The sequence below is a fragment of the Pseudoalteromonas peptidolytica genome (assembly GCF_012641745.1).
Lineage (GTDB): Bacteria > Pseudomonadota > Gammaproteobacteria > Enterobacterales > Alteromonadaceae > Pseudoalteromonas > Pseudoalteromonas peptidolytica.
This window is the reverse complement of record NZ_WEHZ01000004.1, coordinates 191200-214255: the sequence shown is the minus strand read 5'-3', so window position 1 is coordinate 214255 and position 23056 is coordinate 191200. Positions and strand designations below refer to the sequence as shown.

Below are 23056 nucleotides of genomic sequence, written 5' to 3'. Positions count from 1 at the left end.
AAACAACTCAACTAACTTATTCATGCCTGTTCCTTACTGGGTCACTTTCTTTTTTGGTCGAAAGATCTGATCTTGGAACAGGCATATAGTTCCCTAGTTTTTAAATTCTTATCCCGAGCTGGGGTTAATTAAGTGGTCTACTTTGAGGCGAGAAAGTCTTGTCGATAACTCCGCTACCGCGTCCTGCTATCGCTAAGGTACCTACATCCATATAGGCAAGGCAAAAATTTTGCTATTTAGTTGTTCTAAATGAGAAATTTTTAACGCTGTTAGCGTTAGATTTACTCCTTCAAATTGAGCAAGTATTAAGTCAAATTGGTATAATCAAGTGTATAGATAACTGCATACAAAAAAGCCACTTCAAATTTGAAGTGGCTTTTATAAGCAAACTAAAGTTTAGCTATTATGCACCAGTTACGGTTTCACAAACCATCTGTAGTTGTTGGTCAGCAGCATCAGAGCCTGCTGTGAATGAGAACGACGTACTTTGTCCTGACGCTACATCTAGTGACAGAGTATCGATGTTCACAGTGTAATCTTGGCCAACAACCAAGTTGTTTAGCGTATACGTGCCTGACGCATTTGCAGCTTGGTATGTTGCTTTACCTGCACGGCGGTAAGTGACTACCGAGTTTTGTACTGGAACAGTAACAGTCGCATCATTAGAGCAAACCCCTGTCAATGCGAATGAAGTTGTTGCGTACTCAACTTGAGGCGCTGCAAGTGTTGCATTTACAGGCGTACCACACACAGCTACTTCTTCTTCAGTATCAAACCAAACAGTACCTTCAGCATCACGTAATACGATACGTGCTGTTGCATCTGCACTCACGTTGTTCTTACCCGCATTTTGTGCAGTGTAAATTACTTTAGTAGTCGCACCTGCCGCAATAGAGCTTGTTGCGTTAATATCTGAAGACTGAACATCTACGAATAAACCGCCAGCTGGTACTTCACCACTGATATTTACTGATACTTCAGCATTACAAACATCAACTTCGTCAGTTGCGGTAAAAAACGTAAGGTGGTCAGTCATGAAAGAAGCTTTGTAAGCAGTACCAGCAGCGTTTAGATCACCAACTGTTACTTGGTTGTTTTCTTCTTTAGTCCATACACCTGTATCTTCGTTGTGAGAAGATAGGCCTAATACATCACCTGTTTGTACTGCACGACCTTCTGATGCCAACACTGTATCTTTAGGAATCGAAATAGTGATAGAGATTGGGTTACTGAACTTTTTAATCTTTACGCCGTTGTCATCTGTCATGGTTACGTTAGCAACACCAACAGGTGCCGCTAAAGTAGCAGCACTACCTGCGTTTAGGCCTTCAGGAAGTACAGCACCAGCATCAGACGATGTAGGATCTGCTGAGCCAACATTTAGAGAAATTGAAGAGCCAGTAATTGGATTACCATTTGCATCTTGTAATACGATACCTGCTGGGATCGTTACGTCCGCACCTGCTTTACCTTTTGCAGCTTCAGCAGTAATTGCAGTGTCAACGCTGCCACCAGCTACTGATGCTTCAACAACCTTTTCAACAACCGTGTCTAGGTTTTTAGAAACAAGTGCTAATTGAACCGCTAGCTCTGCTACTTCTGCTTCTGTTGTTAAGTCAATATTAAAACTTTTTGAGAAGTAACCATCAGCACTAACCACTGCAGTAATTTGAGAAAGCTCTGCACCTTCTTTAACAGAGAATACAAAGTTACCAGCTTCGCCCGTTTCTACAGACGCAATAACTTCACCTTTGGTGTTTACGATATTGTCTGATGCTTCACCGTTTTCAAGAAAAGCGATGGTTGAAGGAACAACATTAGTTGACTTGCTGTCAACTACACTGCCGTTAACTACCACAGAAAGTGCTGCTGGTGCTTCCGGAGCAACAACTACTGGATCAGTAGGCTCTGTTGGCGGAATGGTAACGTTGTTATCGTCATCACTAAAACAGCCTGAAAGCGTTAGTGCAGACGCTACAGAGAGCGCTAGTAGAGATTTTTTATTTGTAATCATGATTAGTCCTTGTTTTCCTTTTGTTAACTTTCGCTTTGATGACGCGTTAACTCATAAAAAAGCCATATTGTGGACAATATGAGCTTAAGTTTTTTAAATCATTTTAATTAAGACAGACAGGGACTAAGTCGCTCCCTGACTAAAGCCAACTTAGCTACTTTACCTATTCGAGATAAAACAACCAGATAGTCGAAGTTAGCTGCCTTAATTTATCACAGAAAAGCGGTAGTTCCAACCGCCTGTGATCAGTTGAAAGTAGGATACCTGTGGCATATTAAATAAACAATGAACAAAGTCAAATATGTGGCAAAAACACGCTTACTTAATGCTTATTAATTAACAAAGTAGCGATGGTAAAGTACAAATATACAGCAGTGAAGACCATAGACACACCAAGCCTATCTTTTTAGCTGGTATCTATCTTTCTTGGCTTATTAACTCGCCATAAAAGGTAAATTGTTATCAATGCCGATAGCTAACTGAACTGTAAAGGCGAGAGCCAAATCAACGATATCGCGAGGTAAACTCGCCCCACAATACGACCACTTTGGTAGGAACAGCCCCCCCGACAAGAAAGACAACATCATATTTATCAGTGTAACAATTAAAAGCGCGGGTTTGCCCCGCGCCTTCTGTACTACCTATGAGTTAAATACGCTTCTCTCAGCCTTGCCAAGTTACTATAAATATAACTGCTCGACAAGCGCCCTTGATTAAGGAATGTTTTGTCTAAATTTACAGGGGTTTTAACTGTATGAGCACGACCTATAGCCAAATAGTTAAGAGTATCATTTAACCTTGTGCTAACCTGATGATGCCAAGCCTCATTGCCCTTTATTTGTCCATATTTAGTAGTCTTCATATCTTTGCGCGGCGTTAGTGGAATACTGAAAGCTATACCAGCAACTTGTACATCGGTATCTTGAGCAAACACCGAAATATAGCTATCACCAAACCAGAAGCGAGTTTCTAGCTTAACACCGCTATCATCAAAAAAGAATTTCCCAGCAGAGGCGTGAAAGCTAATATCTTTTTCTACCCAGTTATACCGATATGATAAAGTTTGCGTGTCTTTATCTAGGTTAAAGTCCTCAAACTCGTAATACCCTAACTCCGCATTGACTTGATGGCGACCATTTTCACTTAACCAGATCGTTTCATTTTTTATACCGGTATAATCATGGAACTCTCTAAAGAAGCCAACATGTGTCTGATTTAAAATTCCAAATGGAAGATCTAATGTCTGATAAATAGACGCTTGAACTAATCCACTACTTCTAGCAAAGCGCCCAAGCGGCTCTCCTTCTTCATAATCATCAGTTTTAGTAAGTTCCGCTTCGCCGCTCAAACTTAGCCCCCCTCCATACCAAAGAGGAATATCAATATCTGCACGCAGTGCTAAAGAATAATCATATACACCGAGATCGGTCGCAAAATGAGAATCTAAAGATGGACCAAAGGCAAGCCTGGGTTTAAAGTAAGCACTGTTGGCTTTAGGCATTCCCACCCAAGACACACTGCCAATCGGATCCATTTCACCGCGGCGAATATCCATATCGGGAGTACTGCTGGTATTGATAAACTCACGGTAATTATCAATATCACCACGCACAGAAAGCATTGGAATACCACGGTTTAATAACTGAATCGTATATTTAGCCTCAGGCTCGTCTATATGTTCAGCTATACGGCCTAGCACAAGACCAATAGCGTCTATATCATTACGATTAAAGACATAGTTCTCAAAGCTTACAACAATATGCGGGTCTCGATTAAAGCCCACACTAATCGCCTCTAAGCCATCGTCGATTAATGCATTTTTAAGTTCCCGAGTTTGCAGCGTGAGTGACTTTCTATATTCATCGCGCTCAGTCACTTCTTTTTTAGCTTTTTCAAGTGGCTTTTGTGCCAACTCTCGTTGCTGTTGATAATGTGCTTTAAATGCAGCTTCACGCTTTTTATGGTTATCTAAAATCGGTGCTGGTGCCGCTTCTGTAGGGTCGTTTAGCTTAGCCTGCTCAAAAATCGGCATAGAAAAGTTAACTCCCCAAAAGGTGTCCTTTTGAGCGTGATCAGTATTACTGTAAAACTTGCTGGTTAACGTGAGTGTACCCACATCATAAATCCATTCTTTAGGCACTGTTAAATGCAAACCGGCATTAACAGCCTCAGCATCATGCTCAACTTGAAGGGTTAACCAATCGAAAGCCTGCCACTCGATACCTGCGAACACTCCGTTCATTAAACCATGTTCACGATCATTTTCTGCAATACCTGCAGTAAACCTAAAACTCTCCCACTCTCGAGAGGCTGCCAGATAATAGGTTTCATAAAAGTTGACTTCTCCACCTAGGTCTTTAGCGCCAATAGCCAAATTAAACCATTCTTTAGGAACAAAAGGCAGCTGATACTTAATGTTAAATGAAAGGTCCCTCAGCTGCCCTCTACCTTCCTCTCGGAAAATATTATCGTGCATGGTTTCTGCTGCAATAAATCCACCAACTTCGAGGCCATCGAATAAGCCTGTTGAAAAGGCATAATTATGGCCGTCCACAAACTTTGTACCACGAAGGTCAAGCTGATTGTTGTAACCAAAGTTTACATGCCCTTTCTCTAAAACCTCAGCAGTTGGAGTATTGAATAAGCCAGTGTACCCTGCAAAAGACTGAAAAGAATCTAGACGCTCACTAGCCACTGCTGGCAAGCAACATATTGATAAGCCGCCTAGCATAATAAAGTTCGATTTAAGCATATCCCTAGTCCACATAAGAGTTATTATAATTTTATAAGTTACGCCAAATAAGCTTGGCTCTATAATTTGACTTAGACTAACACAAATGAATATACGTTAGTAATTGATTAAGCTGTGTAATAGCCTACGAGTGTTTCTATAAAAAGACCTAAGTGATCTACTTTCAACTCATTTATACCAGCTGCAGCCTCGCGGCCGCCACCAGTAGTAAATTGGCTGCATACATGGGCTGCCCCTTGTTTGTTACTTAGGGGCGCTCTCACACTAACAGTGTAGCTCCCCTTATTGTTGTATGTGATAACAGCATGCGCTTTGTGCGGTGTTTTATTCGCAAGCTCATTGCTTAATACACCGCTTACTCGTCGAGACCAAGCTTTGTCGTCTAATAGAATCACCTTGGTAAAATGGCATTCATGAAGTATTTGCGCAGACTCTGCGCTTAGCATATCTGCCTTATAGGCTCTCTCTAGCTGATAATAGACTGAATGTTTATCTGCAATTAGCTCGAAGGGAGATGTATATGGCAGCAAAGCGTTAAATAATGCTACAGGATGAAAATGCAAGTCTGTTATATCGCTACCATAACCATTGTAATTAATGTAAGTGCCAAGCGCTTTTAGTTTAGACTTTTCTTGCTCTGTTAAACCCAAAGTATCAGCTTCTCTATTCGCTTTGCTAATTAAATTGTCGCCGTATGCTGCAGTAATAGCCCATAAATGAAAGCGCCTATTTAATATATCGCTTACAATTAAGCTCGTGCATACATCAGGACCCAGGTTGATATGAGCAAACAGGTTACAATGTTCTGGAATAGTACCAGCCCTATGATGATCTACATACATGACACGCGCACCAACAGACAACGCATGGTAGAGGTCCGGCTTATTTTTCTCCATAGATACATCTAGCACACGAATATTGTCACCTTCCTTTGGCGTTATTTTTTTCATTAATTCAATATCACGCTTTACTCCCGTGATCTTTATACTGTCGACAGGGTTAGCCAGTTGGAGCTGTAACAGCGCAATAATGCCGTCGGCATCGCCATTAAATATATCGTAGTACATATATGCTCTTAGCTTGAAAAGTTTAAGTAATAATCTGCTGTTGTTGTAGGTACTTTATAACTTTCTCTGCGCATTGTTTAACACTTTGCTCTGCTGTTTTTAAATGCAGCTCAGGCCTTGTTGGTATATCAAATATCGAATCAATACCGGTAAAGTTTGGTATTTCGCCTGCTCTCGCTTTTTTATAAAGCCCTTTTGGATCGCGGCTCTCGCAAACCTCTAAAGGAGTGTCGACAAACACCTCAATAAACTCACCTTCTTCCATAAGCTTACGCGCCTGCTCTCTATCTTGTTTAAATGGTGAGATAAACGCAGTAGAGACAATCACTCCAGCATCGACAAAAAGCTTGGCGACTTCGCTGATCCGGCGAATATTTTCAACTCTATCTTCATCACTAAAAGTTAGCCCTTTGTTTAGTCCTAAGCGCACATTATCGCCATCAAGAAGATAAGTGTGGCACCCTAACTCAAATAATCTAGCCTCTACTGCATTGGCAATTGTCGATTTACCAGAGCCACTGAGCCCGGTATACCATAGCAATACGGGTTTATGCCCTTTATGTGCTTGCTTTTGTGCTTTTGATACAGTCCGAGAGTGCCATACAATATTTTCTGTCATCGCTTTTCCAGATTCTAGCTTCTTTGAAATGATCTTTACTTGCAACTACGTAACTGTGACTCATCAATATTACCCAAAAGCTTCCCTTTAAAACGGAAAGAATATAGGAATTAAAGCCAGTACAACCACACTATATGTGATAGAGACAGGCAGGCCAAACAGCACGAAATCCTTTAATTTATAGTTTCCGGCATTGTATACCATTAAGTTTGTTTGGTAGCCATAGGGGCTCATAAAACTACCGCTTGCAGCAAATGCGACAGCCAAAACAAATGGTAAATAGCTGACTCCCAATCCCTGAGCTATAGCAAAGGCAATAGGAAAGGTTAATGCAGCAGCGGCATTATTGGTAATTAGCTCTGTAAACAACAGCGTGAGAATAAAAACACCAATAAAAGCCACATATGCGCTTTGCTCAGATAAAAGAGATTTAAACTGCTCAGCTATTAACAAAGCAACTCCCGTGTTATCTAAAGCAGTTGCTAAGGTAAGAGCGCTCATTACTATTAGCCACAATTCAAGAGGGAATCGGCGCTTTATTTCATTAAGAGATAGGCACCTGCTCGCTACTAGTATCGCTAAATAAAAAATAAAGCACTTTAATAGACTTATATTTAGTACTAATGCCCCCCCAAGAGTAACAACAAACCCCCAAGTAACAATCCGCTCTTTTATGCCTGAGAGCATATTTTCTGCTTTTACGCCACTGAGTATAAAAAAGTTTTTAGTAAGATTAGTACGTTTAGCAAAATCAGGGCCCACGGCCAAAACTAAAAAGTCTCCAGCCTGAATTGTCACCTCACCTAGCTTTCCTGAAAGCTTTTCTCCTTCTCGCCTAATCGCAACGACGGCAGCATCAAATCGAGCCCTAAAACCAGCCGACTTTAATGTTTTTCCTACAACCGCAGCACCAGGTTTAACGACTACTTCGGTTAGGTTTTCACGAAGCAACCCGTCTTTTTCTGCAAATAGTGTTAACCCTTCAAACTGCTGCAGCACTAAAATTTTAGTGATATCTCCTGAAAAAATAAGCTTATCGCCTTCGCGGATAATATGCGAAGGAGTGACTGGAGATATCAACTTACTCTCTCTTACAATCTCTACTAAAAACAATGATTCTAAGCTTCTTAGACCATTTTGCTCTACTGTTTCACCAATGAGCGCTGAACCTTTATTAACTTGTGCTTCTACAAAATAGTCCGCCACCTCAGCAGAATCGTTAACTTTGCCATTTAAGCGCTTGACGGTAAACCCAATAACTACCATACAGGCGGCAACAGCGGTGAGACCGATGGGAAGAAAGTCAAAAAAAGCAAACCCATCAACACCTCGCTCAATCAGCATTGAGTTAACGATCAAGTTTGTAGATGTGCCAATGAGAGTTAATGTTCCGCCCAAAATAGCGGCATACGACAACGGCAATAATAGTTTATTCGGGGCTATTAGTTTGTTGTTTTTAACTGGGCTAATGAGCGTAGCTATCACCGCAGTATTATTTAAAAAACTAGATGCCAGCACTGTGGCCAGTAGAGTACGTACGTAGGATTTAACTACCGAACCATTGAAAAGCACATTGGCAAGCCTACGCAAAAAACCAGTGCGTTCAAAAGCAAATGCACACACCACAAGTAACAACAAAGTAACTAAACCTGGATTGACGGCATTTGCAAGCAATTGTTCGGTAGATACTAATGAATTTGCAAAGCAGGTTAAGCTCGCCGCTGCAAATACTCGTTCAGGGAAGTGTTGATATTTAATTAACCCCACAATGGTTGATAAAAAAATAACCACCATCAACCATTGTTCTAAAACCATGCAAACATCCTTATTCCTAATTTACATCTTCTGCCAAAACTTTAAGGTATTAAAACCCAAGCGTTTTTTAACAAAATAAACAGCTAATAAGTTTTGCAAGCTTATAAAAAAGCTTGTAGCTATTGCAGCCCCAATTGCCCCATATAACTTTGTAAAAATAGGCACGCTAATTAAAACACCAAAACCGCTAATAAGTGTGACCAAACGCATATCGCGCTCATGACCAGTCATTTGCAATAGAAAGCCAACCGAACCAGTTACAACATTAACGGCTTGCCCCAATACTAGTATTTGTAAAATAGCGGCCCCTTGCTTAAACTCCTCACCAAATAATCCCATTAAAAATTCTGGAAATAGGAGCATAACCAGCACAATTGGAAAAGCGCTGACCACTAATAACCGCACTGAAAATAGTGCAGTTTTACGAATTCCCTCAAGATCACCTTTGGTATTAAAGGCGGAAAATTTAGGAGCAACAACTAGATTTACAGCCATTAGAACAAAAGAAGTCAATAAAGCGATACGCTGTGCAACACTAAAAAAAGCGACTTGCTCTGCAACTAAAAATACACCTATGATAATTGGTGCGCTCCATTGTACAGCTTGACTCATTATTACTATGACCCAATTAGGTCTAGCACTGTACCAAAGCATTTGAGAGTTAGGCTTTTCACCGTCATTATTTAAATTCTTGGTGCTTAACCAATAAAAAAAGCTTGAGGTTACCCCTAGCGATAAGCTCAAATAAAGCGCTGCGGTACTTGCTGATTCAATAGTAAATACAATGACTGCCAAACCACATAACATAAAGTGAGCAATATTTTGACATGGTATACTAGCAACTAGTTTATGCCGAGCCTGCAGGCTCATTGCCACTAAAAATACGATACTCAAGCCAGTTATTGCGGGTGCAATAAACTGTAAGCTTGCAGCAAGGCCTGGTTTATAAAATACACTTTCAGCAAGCCAAGAAGCAGAAATAAATACAAGGATAGCGAATAAACTTGCCATTGGTATGCTGTATTTCAACGCAAAATTTAGTATCGCCTTTACAGTATCGCCATACTCTGCATTTGCTGATGTAAAGCGCAATACCGTATTGTCGAAGCCAAACCTAGCTACCGCAGACAGCAACATAGCCAAAGCAAGGCTAAGAAAGAAGTACCCTGACTGCTCAGCCCCTAACTGCCTGGCAATAATTAAGTTAAATAAAAAAGCCATACCCGCCCCTAAAACCCGAATAGCAAGAGCAATGCAGGCATTGATAGCAGTATGGCGATGCTCCGCATCGCGTAAAACAGCTTTAACTTTATAAAGCATTAAATTCTCGGTTAATTTAAGGAGTCAAAAAATGAAGGATACTACAGGTATTTAGTAGGCATTTTTATTCACAAAACCTTTAAATATGGTTAGAAAGATTATTTTTATATCAAACCAAATAGACCAGTTATCAATATAGTAAAGGTCACAATCAATACGCTTTTTTAAATCAGTATCCCCCCGCCAACCGTTAATTTGTGCCCACCCAGTAATACCAGCCTTAACCATGTGCTTTTGCATATAACCTGGAATTTCATCTTTAAACTGCTGAACAAAAATGGTTCTTTCTGGCCGAGGCCCCACGATCGACATGTCCCCTTTCAATACATTTATAAATTGTGGTAATTCGTCAAGACTTGTTTTGCGAATAAACTGCCCAAACTTAGTATTTGTTTTATTTTTAGCTCCCCCCCATTGAATACCATCTTTCTCACTATTTTGTGGCATAGATCGAAACTTAAGCATCATAAACTTTTTGTTATTCCAGCTAACACGCTCTTGACGATAAAATACAGGGCCAGGTGAAGTTAACTTAACACCAACGGCTAAAGCAATGAGTACAGGGCTGATCATAAGTAAAATCAGTCCAGAAAGAAGTTTGTCTTCCAATGACTTTAATAGCTGATTACTCCCACTAATTGGCGACATACTTAAATTAATGACTGGCATACCGGCAATATCACTCACTGAGTGATTAATTAACCTAAAACCGCGCATGTCTGGGATATAACGTATAGTTTGAGTTGCATTACGTAAACTATACAAAATGCGTTCAACCAATAATTCGTCAGATAGAGGCAAAGCAATCCAAACCTGATCTATTTCTTCGCAGTGTGTATTGATATAACCTTCAATCTCGTTGAAATCACCCAAAAGCTCACAATCTCTCAGTGACTCATCACCAAATGATCCTACTATTTTATATCCTGTCCAAGGTGAGTTATAAATCTTAGCAACCATACGGTTTGCTATATTACCATCTCCAATAATCAACACATGGCGCTGATTACCACCTTTAGAGCGATATTTATTTAACAAAACTCGTATAGAAAATCGAATCACGACAAGAGCTAACAAACCGATTAAATACCAGTAAACAAATAAAGTATTGTCATAAGTTAACGAGTTATCAGAGATATAATAAATTGCTCCTAATACAATTTGGTTAATACTCCAGCAATATACAGCTAAACCTACTTCTTTTAACTTCGTTTCTCCACGCCAAGTACGATACATTCCCAAGTGCGGATATAACCAAAAAGCAACTGCAAAACTCAAAAATAAAGTCAAAATAAAGCTTTTCTGAGGCCAGACTTCGCCGTTTATCAGCCACATTGAAAGTGCAAAGCCTAAGAAAATTGCAAACAAGTCAGAGCATCGGTGCATTATTGCAACTAAAACATGGTTTTCTTTTGTAAAACCTTTACTCATAAAAATCCCGAACTATAAAAATATCTAAAGAATTACTTTTTAAGAACACCAACAACTTCACTACCATTACAAACAATTAAGCTGTTAATTTTTTTATTTTGCATTTTATCATAAGCAACAGACATAGGTACTTCTGGCTCTATAGTTGCTGGAAAACGGCTTGCAATATGCTCTGCCTGCAAATCAAATAGATCTTTACCGTACTTTTCGATAGCTCGGCGTAAATCACCATCGGTTATTATTGCGTATAGCTCACCATTATTTACAACTAAGGTCAAACCCAAGGTACCTTTAGACATTACATTAAGAACCTCGCCTAAGGGTGTTTCGCTAGTAACTACAGGCAACTCATCTTTGATCATTTCATCTGCAACTTTACTCAATAACTTTCGACCTAAACTACCACCTGGATGAAAGCGAGCGAAGTGTTCAGGTTGAAACCTTCTAGACTCCATAAGAGCTACAGTTAATGCATCCCCTATAACTAAAGTCGCGGTTGTAGAGGAGGTTGGCGCCAATTGCAAAGGACAAGCTTCAGAGGGGACCGCGACATTTAAATGGTAATGTGCATTTTTTGCAAGTGTAGAGTTGGGGTTTCCCGTAATTGCAATAATATGATTGTTGTTATCTTTTAAAAAAGGCAGTAACTTTAGTACTTCTTCCGTTTCTCCGGAGTTAGAAATAGCAATAAAAATATCTGCAGGAGTAACCATACCTAAGTCACCATGGAAAGCTTCTCCTGGATGCATAAAAAAGCTTGGTGTTCCGGTACTTGCGAAAGATGCCGCAATTTTTTTTCCAATAATACCTGACTTACCCATACCGCAAATAATTGTACGCCCTTGGGTGCTGAGTATCAGCTCAACAACAGAGTCAAATTGTTGATCAAGTTGTGCAACGAGTGCATGTAACCCTTCGATTTCATTACTGATCACTCTACGCGCTATTTCTAACGTACTCATAAGCCTTCCATTTTTTGTTTTACCACCAAATAATCTTCCATAGTATCAATGCCGTGAGGAATTTCACCATCATAATCCATTACTCCTATGGAAAGACCATTACTTAAAGCTCGTAGCTGCTCAAGTTTTTCTAACTTTTCTAAACGAGATTCAGGTAAACCACAGATAGTTTTTAACGCAGATACCTTATACACATATATACCTATGTGCCTTTTAGCAGCAGAAATATCATTGGGATCATCACGATCTATTGGTGCCGGTGCTCGAGTAAAATATAGCGCCTCATTATATTCGGTGATAATTGCTTTAACTACATTACAGTTGTGTAATTCACTTAGTCGTGTAATTTTAGTTGCCGCAGTTAAAATGCTAAAGTGTTGATTGCGCGTCGCAAACTCAACTAACCGGCAAATCAACATATCAGGAATTAATGGTTCATCCCCCTGCACATTCATCACTAGCGTTGAGTCAGGCCACCCAAGTTTGATAGCGACTTCATGAACACGATCTGTACCACTAATATGACCTGACGCCGTCATAATTACCGGAATAGAAAGTGATTTAGCTTTCTCTTCAATTTTTACATCATCAGTTGCTAAAATAATGTCGTTGATTGAGACACCAGCTTCTAGTACTCGTTGCACTACATGCCAAAAAACTGGTTTACCGTTAATTTCTAGTAGAGGCTTTGCTGGTAAGCGAGAGGAACCATATCTAGCTGGTATAACTACTTTTAAACTACGCTCTTTCATTTTGAGTGATTCCGATATCATACCAACTTACTTTCTAGGAAAGGGCGTTTATGTGTTACAGCATCTATTTCAAGTAGCGTTTCCAACATTTCATACATGTGCTCAAGCGGGATCATGTTTGGGCCATCACTTAGTGCAATGCTTGGATTGGGGTGTGTTTCAGTAAATAAACCATCGATACCTACAGCTACAGCGGCACGTGCTAATACTGGTACCATTTCTCTCTGCCCACCTGATGTTGAGCCTTGTCCACCTGGCTGCTGCACAGAGTGGGTTGCATCAAATACTACTTTACACCCCGTACTTCGCATCACAGGCAAGCCACGCATATCACTAATTAAGGTATTATATCCAAATGAGGTACCACGGTCACATAGCCAAATATCTTTATTACCTACTTCATAGCATTTATTAACAACTTGATGCATGTCCCAAGGCGCTTGAAACTGACCTTTCTTTATATTGACAGGCTTACCCGCACGAGCAACTTTTTGTATAAAGTTCGTTTGGCGCACCAAGAATGCTGGTGTTTGTAAGACATCAACAACACTCGCTACTTCATCAATTGGAGTATCTTCATGAACATCAGTTAAAACTCTTAACCCCAAGTCAGACTTAACCTTAGCCAAAATACGTAAGCCCTCTGCAATTCCAGGACCTCTATAGCTGGAGGTTGAGCTGCGATTGGCTTTATCAAAGCTGGCTTTAAAAATATATTCTACACCAAGCTCTTCAGTCACTTTTTTCATTTTCTCTGCGACCTCAAAGACCAGTTTCTCTGATTCAATAACACACGGGCCTGCAATTAAAAACATGGATAATCCTTGTACTATGATTTTATTAAATGAATATTTTACTGTTCCACGGTAGTAACATCGTCAGCGACGATTTTACTAAGTAGAACATCATAAATTTGCTCAAGCGACTCAAAACGCGATAGTAAAACTTATCTGCGACTTCTCTTACTACCCCATTTACTGGTATGTGATTCAGTTATGTGTGTAGCGTATATATGTGTAGCGTAGCTAAAAACAAGCTCATGGGCATCTTTTGGGGCAAAGCTAAAACCACACTCATTCATTACCCGCACATTAAGCACATCGTCACCAACAAACGCAACTTGTTGCAAGCCTAGCTTTTCACAACGTTCTGTTAATGCTGCGCTAGCCTTACGAGAAACAACGTATGTTTTGATACCATGACTGCGGAGAAGCTCTATTGAACAACCATCTTTTACATTAAAATTTTTAAAAATTTCACCACTTTAGTCTATATAGCTACTGCCATCATTCATTATTCTATCTATATCAAATAAAACTAGGCAAATTTGCTCCATATTTACGTTACTCACCTATAGATTTGAGATAAACTTTTTAATTTTTTCAAAATAGCGCCGACCATCCGGCTCATAAACGTTTAAGCTTTTAACTTTTAGCGAATTGTGTTGAACCCAAACATTTAATAAACGTTCGGATAGAAAGCCAAAAACACGGGATTGATATGCATCATAATCATCAATATCAACTTTAAGCTCTAACTCAAATAAAATATCAAAAAGCCATTCACAATAAGCTATCGCGTTATCTTTATTCATGATAAACATATTATACAAATGAATAGATGTTCTATTCATCACCCTATCGAAGGAATCAACATACTCCGGGCATTTTTCATTTAGTACACACTTCAATAATTCAAGGTCATTAGAGTTATGATTTTTTTCGTAGTGTTTTTTTGCAGAAATAAAAGGGTACACCCTTTTTTTAGGAAGTATAACATCATACTCAACCAGAAGCTCCTTAATATCAACATCATTTAAAACGCTGGTTTCAAAATTAAAAAAAGATAAAATATTATTTCTAACAAAAAAAACGACGATAGTGAACCAAGCCAAGATATTCAAAATCATCCGCATTATTTTTATACGCAGCGTATAATGCTGTCAACTCACAGAAGTTTGGATTTTTTATTGATATATTATGACCAACATCATCTCGACAATAACCAAAATCAGAATTTTTATTAACTGCTCCCACACGAAAAGGAACATATATATCATTTAATATTGACGTATTAAACTCTTTATGCGTAGCGACAACTATCATATTAATACTCGTAATTCAGAAGCTGAATATCCTCAGCATACAGTTCACCAACAAAATCCACCATATACCCTTCATTATAGTAATCTTTGAAATGATTATGCTGAGATTTATTTACCTTTTTAAGTTCAGAAGCATCTTTCCCTAGAGCTGATTTCAAGCTTTCAAAGTCACTTTCTATATATTCAAAACGACACACACAATCTAAAAGGCTTAGATCGGCATTACCGTTTAAGATGAAAAACTCGGTTTGAGGGATAAAGTGAGTCCAGTTCATTACTTTTTTTCTATAAGCCTGGTCAGCTATCATCTTATCAATAAACTCCTTGAATGTTTTTATATCCTTTAAATATAGCTTTTTAAACTCGTTATCCCAAACACCTATCCCCCCCTTTTCGGAGTGTAAATAATGAAATGCTGAAACAAATCTATCCCATGGGTTTCTAACAACAGTGAACTTTTTATATGACTTAAACTTTAATTCATCATCATCATGATACTTTTGTAAAAAGTAATGACCTGAAGAGGGCTTACCGAATAATGATTGAGTTATACCATTACCTGCTGCTTTGGGTATATGAATAAAGATGATCTTGTTTTCATCTTCCAAACTGGTGTATGCGCTTTGAAACCTTCTTGATAGTTTTAGCTTAATATGTAGAGGAAGGGAGTGATGAAATGCTCGAAATACCTTTTCCACCCTACCGTTTATAGAAACAAAATACTTTACACTCTTCAATAGCATCACACATACCTATTAACAAAACCAACAATCCAATTATGGGATAAAAATGAGTAGAAAAAAAATGGAATGCAGACTAACCCCACAATAACCATACGATTCTTTAAATTAGAATTCATGAGCAGCGCCGCAAAACTCAAAGTTGACAAAATAGCTACACCATAAAGTACTCTTATTGACGCTTCACTCGCGAAGTAGCAAGCAGAAGAAACTAAAAACCCACAAACAGAAAACGAATACAGAACATTTATTAACTTTTCACCGTTTTCACTAACGCTAAAAAAAACTTTTCCCATACCCACAGCTAATAAAGATATAAAAACAAAAAAATATTTAAAAAAATAATCCTCATGTACAACGTTCTTATCAGAATAACCAAGAACTCTAACCAAAGACTTAACATAAATGTTATTATCAATGTAAGGAATGTTATTCAATAAAATCAACACCACATCTTTAGAAAAAAAAGAAAACAAAAACGCAAAAATTAAAATGAGAATTTTGTTAACCCACCTTAATTTAAAAACAAAAATAACAAAAAAGTATAAACAAGAAGAAAAATGAATTGTTGTAGCAACAAAAAGAGATAAGAAAAATTTAACTTTCTTGCCAAAGTAAAAGAAAGAACAACCTAATAAAATTATTGAAAATGCAAGATACTGCCTAAGAAGGCCAGTAGCTAAAAAATTAAAACTAAGCGTACAAAAAGCAAGGAATAACATCAAATAAAACAACGGAAAGCTTCGTGTCAATTTCCATATTGAAGTCAAAAAAATAAAAAGTGAAAATGTCCCAATAAAGTAAATAAAACTTTCCGCACTTAAACCAGCAGACCTAAAAATGTAATTTATAAAAGTAAATCCCGGTTCAAACTCTCTCCAAGTTTCAACTTGAAAAAATGGAATGTAATAAACAACAGAATCATGACTAACGATCAATCCGCTATTTAAAACAATCGCCATAAACAATAATAAAAACAAAAAGAGTAAAAAGCTCAACACTCTAGAATTAAAAAAAGAGAGAAATAAAGAAAAAAGCAGACCAGACTTTATGAGAACCATCGAAGAGTGAGTAACCAGACTAAGCATAAAAACCACACAAACGTTCTACCATTTTTTCTAAGTTAAAATATTTTTCATTTTTATAATTATCCTTTATTAAATAATCTCTATATAATTTTGACAAGTAGTTATTTTTAAATTCCCTTGTTATAGGGTTTTCAATTGCGAATAAGAGCTGCTCCTTCAGGCTATAAGTAGGATCATAAAAATGAGTACACGAACGGTAATATGAATCACCTAATGTAAACACTTCAGTATCTGTTCTAAGAGCTTCAACCCCTACAGTTGAGTTACACACTACGACTAAGTCTGCATTTTTTATCAATTTATCAATTGAAGTTGAGTTATCAAGTATAGCATTTTCACTATTTGTAATTATTTGATAGAAGTCCTTACCGTATCTCCCCAGATTCATAGGATGTTCTCTTATGATTAATTTATAACCATCAGGTAAGTTTGATATTAATTCCGAAAGCATTGATTTAATCGACCGAAAATGTGGGCTATTCATTATAATCTGTACATCACACGGTACTTGTAGAGGAAAAAAAATAAATCTATCTGGTGATTTATATTTAATAGCTTTCGGCTGTTTAGATACAATACGGCTAACTAGATATGGCAAGGAATCAGTCAAGCCTTCCCCGGTTTGCAATTCGACAAGAAGAGCTTTTCTCATAAAAAATGGAGGAACACTTAAAAAAACATCTGGAATTTTACGAAAGTATGCGAAAAAATCACCTTCAAAATATTTCTTACAAGAATTAACTGTATAAAATTCACTTAGAATTTCATTAGAACTCGTACCTAGCGTAATTTCATGGCAATCAAACTTAGATATTTCCATGTTTTTATTTACACCTTTTTCATCAAAAATCATTGTACCAAAAGGACCTGGTTCAAAATATATAATTTTTTTTGATCTTTTCTGAGAAATTATTTTTGCTGTTGAAGAAAACACCCTAACATCACCAATAATAACGGCACCTAAACAACTCTCATTTGCGAAAATATCATCATAAAACTGCGCGTATTGTTCAGCAGTTAATTTAAAGTTATTCTCTAGTTGTGGTAAAAGTGTTTTGTGAAAAACAATAGATTGCTCAACTTCCTTTTCGGATAAAGTCTTTATATCACTCTTATAATTTTCCCTTGCAGCATCTGGCGCATAAATATAGTTTAACCTATTAATTTTACAGTAATAAGCTGCAGAAGGGTACATACACAGATAAACTAGCTCCACGGCTTTTTCTATAAAGTATTTCTCTGAGTGGTGAAAGTAACGAGCATTACTTTCATAAAAGCACATAACATACAGCTTATTCAAATTCCAACTCCTTCCTTACCGAGTTTAAAGCGCTTCGAATAACAACATGCATATCATAATATTTATACTCAGCTAATCTTCCACCTAAAATATACTTTTCATTAGACTTAGCCATTTTTCTATATTTATTATACAGCTCTTGGTTCTGCTCATCATTTACAGGGTAATAACGCTCATCCCCAAGCTTCCATTCGGATGGGAACTCTTTAGTGATAATTGTTTGTTCTGTTTTTGTAAACTCAAAGTGCTTATGCTCTATAATTCTTGTGTATGGAACACTTTCCTCTGTATAGTTTACTACGGCACAACCCTGATAGTTTTCAATATTTTGTAGAGTCGTTTCAAACCTCAGGCCTCTATACTCCAACTTTCCATAATGGTAGCCAAAAAGCTCGTCGATTGGCCCTGTATAAACAATTTTTGCTGCCATTCTTTCATAACTTTCTTTATTATCTAAAAAGTCAGTATTTAATTTAACTTCCACATTTTCTAATAGCTTATCTATGATTTTTGAGTATCCTCCTTCAGGGATACCTTGATACTTATCATTAAAATAATTATTATCGTAAGTAAATCTCAACGGTAGTCTTTTGATAATAAAAGAAGGTAAATCGACTGGGTCTCGTCCCCACTGCTTCTTTGTATAACCTTTAATTAGTTTTTCATAAATATCAGTGCCCACCATAGATATGGCTTGCTCTTCAAGGTTTCTCGGTTCTTTTATCCCTGATGCTTCAATTTGCTGATTTATTACCTCTTTTGCTTCTTGCGGGGTCTTTACCCCCCAAAGCTTGCTAAAAGTATTCATATTGAAGGGTAAGTTATAAAGTTCATTTTTATAAATAGCTATTGGGGAATTGACATAATTGTTAAAAGAAGCAAACTGATTGATATAATCCCAAACATCCTCATCATTTGTATGAAAAATATGAGCTCCATATTTATGAACATTTATACCATTAACTTTTTCAGTATAAATATTCCCCCCTGGATGTTCTCTTTTTTCAATAACTAAACATTTCTTACCTACTTTTGTCATTTCATGGGCAAATACAGAACCAAAAAGCCCACTCCCAACAATTATATAATCATATAACTGGCTACTCATCATTCTTTCCTATAAAAATTATATTTAGCTTTTATCAAGACAAATTCAACCTAACTTTCTGAAACTTCCTCTAACTTTTTCCACTTTTTTGTCAATAAAAGTTGAAGAGAACCAGCCTAAAACACAGCTTACGAACACTGTAACAATAAAAACAATTAAATTCTCAGCTGAGCGCCCTTGTGACGGATTTAAAAATAAAAGATATGAAACAATCATTCCTACTGACCAGTGTGATAAGTATATTGGATAGCTTAAATCACCAAGAAACTTATCTATTTTTATTCTCTCCTTACCTCCCAACTTAACATTAAAAAGTGAGATTATAATTAACGATGAAATCACATAATTAAGCACATAAAACAAACCCAAACAATCTTCAAACGCCTCAAGCAAATCAAGTAGCAGTAACACTATTATATTTATTAAAAACAATACAAACAAACTGACGACTCTATTTTCTAACTCATATTTTTTAAAATTTTCATGGTAGTGAAAAATTACGGCACCAATCGAAAAAGGTAAGCTGCCAGCAAAGAAAAAGTTATACCTGTACTCATAACCTAAATTAAAAGCAATCGTATAACTGTAGTATCCTAAACTAATGATCAACCAGACAATTGATATTTTTCTACTTTTAGACGCACCAATAGCAATAAAAAAATAGAAGAGGAGTTCAACAGTTAACGCCCAAGTGGCTGGTAAAAGCCTTGGTTCAACTGTTCCAGGGAATGTGGAAATAAAAAGCATTGTTGCATTTTGAAGCCACTCAGCTAGTGAGTTAGGAAAATAAATAAAATACCTATATTGTATCGAAAAATCTTCACCCACAAAAAGAATAAATAATAGCGTTAATATAAGGTAGAACCAATATGTAGGAAATAACCTCAAAAACCGATTAATTACAAAACCTCTTACTCCACTTAAAGTATAGCCATATGATTTATGCATAATTAACGTCATCAAGAAGCCACTTAGAATAAAAAAACCATGGACAGCAAAGTGACCTAAGTGGGGTATAGACAATAAATGCTGCACCACAACCATTAATGCTAAAAGAAAACGAAACGAGCCAAGCATTTTATTTTAATACCTCACAACATCCCCACTCAGGGTAATGCTCTCGTATATATTTGTTTAAGGCAATTTCGGCATCCGTATATGTACGGGCTATAGGCTGCGGGCTGTGGGCTTCGAGCATCGTATTTGTGATCATACCAGCACCCACCGTTACATTGGTTAAGCGATCGATAATAATGAGCGATCCCGTCCCCACTACTTGGCTATATTGATCAATAACCACTGGTGCAGCAGTCTCGATAATACAATTAGCAATTTCATTTAATTGTAATTCACTGGCATCAATTTGCTGTAAGGTATTTACATCGATTCGGTGGTTAATATTACTGATTTTACCAAAGGTATTTTTAGTACCTATTTTGAGCTCATACTCTTTACCTGGCTGCATTGCAGCATCGGCCATCCACACAATAGTTGCTGCAAAGTTTGAACTGGTTGTGGGTAGCTGTTTTTGGTCTGCAGTTGATCGTACAATTACATCACCACGCGAAATATCAATTTCGTCTTTTAAGGTTAATGTAATTGCTTGGCCAGCAAAGGCGCTTGGTAAATCGCCATCGGCAGTAACAATACGCTCGACTGACGATGTTTTACCTGATGGGAATGCTGTAATTTGGTCGCCAACATTAATAATGCCACTGGCAATGGTGCCGCAAAAACCGCGAAAGTCTAAATTAGGACGATTTACATACTGCACAGGTAAGCGGAATGTATCTAAGTTTTTATCGTCACTAATGGTTACTGTATCAAGCAGCTGCATAAGGGTTGAACCTGGGTACCAATCAAGGTTATTACCTTTATCTACAACATTATCGCCTTTAAGGGCCGAGATCGGCACAAAGCGCACATCTGGAATATCTAATTGCTCAGCAAAGGCTTTGTAATCCGCTTTAATTTGACGGTACACATCTTGACTGTAAACTACTAAGTCCATTTTATTAATGGCTACTATTACATGTTTTAGGCCTAGTAGTGATGCAATATAGCTGTGGCGTTTAGTTTGTGTTTGTACCCCTTTACGGGCATCAATCATCACAATGGCTAAGTCGCAGTTAGAGGCACCCGTTGCCATGTTGCGTGTGTACTGCTCGTGCCCCGGGCAGTCAGCAATAATAAACTTACGCTTTTCGGTCGCAAAATAGCGGTATGCTACATCAATGGTGATGCCTTGCTCACGCTCTGATTGTAGACCATCTACAAGTAATGCTAAATCGAACTCTTCGTCTGTAGTGTTAAATTTTTTTGAGTCGTTTTTGATTGCCGCCATGTGATCTTCAAAAATTAATTTTGAGTCGTGTAATAAACGACCAATTAACGTTGATTTACCGTCATCAACATTACCACAGGTTAAAAAGCGTAGTAGATCTTTGTTTTCGTGTTGTTTTAAGTAACCTTCGATATCTGTTTCAAGAAGGTTTGGTTTGGTTTGGTCGGTCATTTTAAGTCCTTACTTAAGCTATAAGCTATAAGCTATAAGCTATAAGCTATAAGCTATAAGCTACGAGCTACGAGCTACGAGCAATTCTTGATTGCTCTAATTAAGCCACCTAGCATTTTTCCAATTAATTCACACTCTGTAACAATCCTTAAGCTATTTTCTTTTGAAATATAAGCTATTTCCGTTGCAATCATTACCTGTGTTTTTAATTCACCTAAAGAGCCTTTTGCAATTATTAAAAAGCGAACCTTTTCTTTATCAGACTCCCTTTCAAAACCTTCAGCTATATTGCTAGGAACAGAAACGCCAGCTCTACACATTTGCTCTTTAAGGCCAAAATCTTTTAGGTGCTCAAATATTTTATAAATATTTACGCTCAAGCGAAAACTGCGCTGCCAAACTTCTAAATTTTCGTATTTCATAACTATCCCTGTTAATCAATTTTGTTACTATCTTAAAATTCAGAACTGTATATTTAAGCTCGCAGCTCATAGCTTGAGGCACGAAGCACTACTATGCGCTCTAGAAATACCCTTCCATTTTCTTTTTCTCCATTGAGCCTGATGAATCGTGGTCGATTACACGGCCTTGGCGCTCTGAGGTTTTGGTGAGTAACATTTCTTGGATAATTTCAGGCAGTGTTGTGGCGTTAGACTCAACGGCACCAGTTAGAGGGTAACAACCAAGGGTTCTAAAGCGGACCATTTTTTTCATTGGCACTTCCCCCTCATTTAGTGGCATACGCTCATCATCAACCATAATCAAAGTACCGTCACGCTCAACAACTGGACGCTCTGCCGCTAGGTAAAGTGGTACAATATCGATATTTTCTAGGTAAATGTATTGCCAAATATCAAGCTCGGTCCAGTTACTCAGAGGGAACACACGAATGCTCTCGCCTTTATTTACTTTACCGTTAAAAGTATTCCATAATTCTGGACGTTGATTTTTAGGATCCCAGCGGTGGTTTTTATCACGGAATGAGTAAACACGCTCTTTAGCACGTGACTTTTCTTCGTCACGGCGTGCGCCACCAAAAGCGGCATCAAATTGGTATTTATCTAGCGCTTGCTTTAGGCCTTGCGTTTTCATGACATCCGTATGCTTAGCACTGCCGTGAGTAAATGGTCCAACACCGGCATCTACACCTTCTTGGTTAATATGCACAAGCAAATCAAAACCCAACTTTTTAGCCATTTTATCGCGGAACTCAATCATTTCTTTAAACTTCCATGTTGTATCAACATGCATTAAAGGGAATGGCGGTTTAGCAGGGTAGAACGCTTTCATGGTTAGGTGCAGCATTACTGCAGAGTCTTTACCGACAGAGTAAAGCATTACTGGATTATCGAATTCTGCAGCCACTTCGCGAATAATATGAATTGACTCAGCTTCTAGTTGCTTTAGGTGAGTCATACGGGCTTTGGAGATTTCCATTGTTATTCCATTTAAAAATTTTAAGCTGTAAG

General features: G+C 37.8%; 20 protein-coding genes. All 20 read right to left on the bottom strand.

The genetic code is table 11. The features are described 5' to 3' along the window. Nucleotides 1-403: 403 nt before the first annotated feature. Nucleotides 404-2014, bottom strand: a complete 1611-nt coding sequence (locus F9Y84_RS04505; RefSeq protein WP_147390195.1) for a hypothetical protein — start codon at nucleotides 2012-2014, stop codon at nucleotides 404-406. Nucleotides 2015-2651: 637 nt separating this feature from the next. Then, nucleotides 2652-4766, bottom strand: coding sequence for a YjbH domain-containing protein (locus tag F9Y84_RS04500; protein WP_147390196.1), 2115 nt, complete (start codon nucleotides 4764-4766; stop codon nucleotides 2652-2654). 107 nt (nucleotides 4767-4873) lie between these two features. Then, nucleotides 4874-5833, bottom strand: coding sequence for a DHH family phosphoesterase (locus F9Y84_RS04495; protein ID WP_147390197.1), 960 nt, complete (start codon nucleotides 5831-5833; stop codon nucleotides 4874-4876). Between the two features lie 22 nt (nucleotides 5834-5855). After that, nucleotides 5856-6452 carry an adenylyl-sulfate kinase gene (gene cysC / locus F9Y84_RS04490; RefSeq protein ID WP_147390198.1) on the bottom strand — a complete coding sequence of 199 codons (597 nt, stop codon included), beginning with the start codon at nucleotides 6450-6452 and terminating at the stop codon, nucleotides 5856-5858. A gap of 87 nt (nucleotides 6453-6539) precedes the next feature. Further along, on the bottom strand, nucleotides 6540-8267 hold the full coding sequence (locus tag F9Y84_RS04485; protein ID WP_147390199.1) for an SLC13 family permease: 1728 nt from the start codon (nucleotides 8265-8267) through the stop codon (nucleotides 6540-6542). A gap of 21 nt (nucleotides 8268-8288) precedes the next feature. Further along, the gene (locus F9Y84_RS04480) at nucleotides 8289-9587 is read right to left on the bottom strand and encodes an oligosaccharide flippase family protein (RefSeq protein WP_147390200.1); all 1299 of its coding nucleotides are present in this window, start codon (nucleotides 9585-9587) and stop codon (nucleotides 8289-8291) included. A gap of 51 nt (nucleotides 9588-9638) precedes the next feature. After that, nucleotides 9639-11018, bottom strand: a complete 1380-nt coding sequence (locus F9Y84_RS04475) for an undecaprenyl-phosphate glucose phosphotransferase (protein ID WP_208723414.1) — start codon at nucleotides 11016-11018, stop codon at nucleotides 9639-9641. 32 nt (nucleotides 11019-11050) lie between these two features. Continuing rightward, nucleotides 11051-11953 (bottom strand): KpsF/GutQ family sugar-phosphate isomerase, encoded by a 903-nt coding sequence (locus tag F9Y84_RS04470; RefSeq protein ID WP_244297275.1) that lies wholly within the window; start codon nucleotides 11951-11953, stop codon nucleotides 11051-11053. Between the two features lie 23 nt (nucleotides 11954-11976). Beyond that, nucleotides 11977-12732 carry a 3-deoxy-manno-octulosonate cytidylyltransferase gene (gene kdsB / locus F9Y84_RS04465; protein ID WP_147390202.1) on the bottom strand — a complete coding sequence of 252 codons (756 nt, stop codon included), beginning with the start codon at nucleotides 12730-12732 and terminating at the stop codon, nucleotides 11977-11979. A gap of 17 nt (nucleotides 12733-12749) precedes the next feature. Next, on the bottom strand, nucleotides 12750-13565 hold the full coding sequence (gene kdsA, locus F9Y84_RS04460; protein WP_280177908.1) for a 3-deoxy-8-phosphooctulonate synthase: 816 nt from the start codon (nucleotides 13563-13565) through the stop codon (nucleotides 12750-12752). Between the two features lie 518 nt (nucleotides 13566-14083). Further along, nucleotides 14084-14626 (bottom strand): DUF4422 domain-containing protein, encoded by a 543-nt coding sequence (locus tag F9Y84_RS04455; protein ID WP_208723415.1) that lies wholly within the window; start codon nucleotides 14624-14626, stop codon nucleotides 14084-14086. Then, a complete protein-coding gene (locus tag F9Y84_RS22370; protein WP_147390205.1) occupies nucleotides 14592-14837 on the bottom strand; it encodes a DUF4422 domain-containing protein in 246 nt (81 codons plus the stop codon). The genes F9Y84_RS04455 and F9Y84_RS22370 overlap by 35 nt, the downstream gene beginning before the upstream one ends. A gap of 1 nt (nucleotide 14838) precedes the next feature. Further along, nucleotides 14839-15579 (bottom strand): sulfotransferase family 2 domain-containing protein, encoded by a 741-nt coding sequence (locus F9Y84_RS04445; RefSeq protein WP_147390206.1) that lies wholly within the window; start codon nucleotides 15577-15579, stop codon nucleotides 14839-14841. Continuing rightward, complete coding sequence (locus tag F9Y84_RS04440; protein WP_225740770.1) at nucleotides 15579-16637, bottom strand: EpsG family protein; 1059 nt, start codon at nucleotides 16635-16637, stop codon at nucleotides 15579-15581. The genes F9Y84_RS04445 and F9Y84_RS04440 overlap by 1 nt, the downstream gene beginning before the upstream one ends. A 19-nt stretch (nucleotides 16638-16656) precedes the next feature. Beyond that, a complete protein-coding gene (locus tag F9Y84_RS04435; RefSeq protein ID WP_147390208.1) occupies nucleotides 16657-17964 on the bottom strand; it encodes a capsular polysaccharide export protein, LipB/KpsS family in 1308 nt (435 codons plus the stop codon). Continuing rightward, complete coding sequence (gene glf, locus F9Y84_RS04430) at nucleotides 17957-19072, bottom strand: UDP-galactopyranose mutase (RefSeq protein WP_147390209.1); 1116 nt, start codon at nucleotides 19070-19072, stop codon at nucleotides 17957-17959. Before glf ends, F9Y84_RS04435 begins: the two co-directional genes overlap by 8 nt. 45 nt (nucleotides 19073-19117) lie before the next feature. Beyond that, nucleotides 19118-20149, bottom strand: coding sequence for an acyltransferase family protein (locus tag F9Y84_RS04425; protein ID WP_147390210.1), 1032 nt, complete (start codon nucleotides 20147-20149; stop codon nucleotides 19118-19120). A gap of 1 nt (nucleotide 20150) precedes the next feature. After that, a complete protein-coding gene (cysN, locus tag F9Y84_RS04420; RefSeq protein WP_147390211.1) occupies nucleotides 20151-21587 on the bottom strand; it encodes a sulfate adenylyltransferase subunit CysN in 1437 nt (478 codons plus the stop codon). Between the two features lie 74 nt (nucleotides 21588-21661). Next, nucleotides 21662-22009, bottom strand: a complete 348-nt coding sequence (locus F9Y84_RS04415; protein ID WP_147390212.1) for a four helix bundle protein — start codon at nucleotides 22007-22009, stop codon at nucleotides 21662-21664. A gap of 100 nt (nucleotides 22010-22109) precedes the next feature. Then, a complete protein-coding gene (gene cysD / locus F9Y84_RS04410; RefSeq protein WP_147390213.1) occupies nucleotides 22110-23024 on the bottom strand; it encodes a sulfate adenylyltransferase subunit CysD in 915 nt (304 codons plus the stop codon). Between the last annotated feature and the right edge of the window lie 32 nt (nucleotides 23025-23056).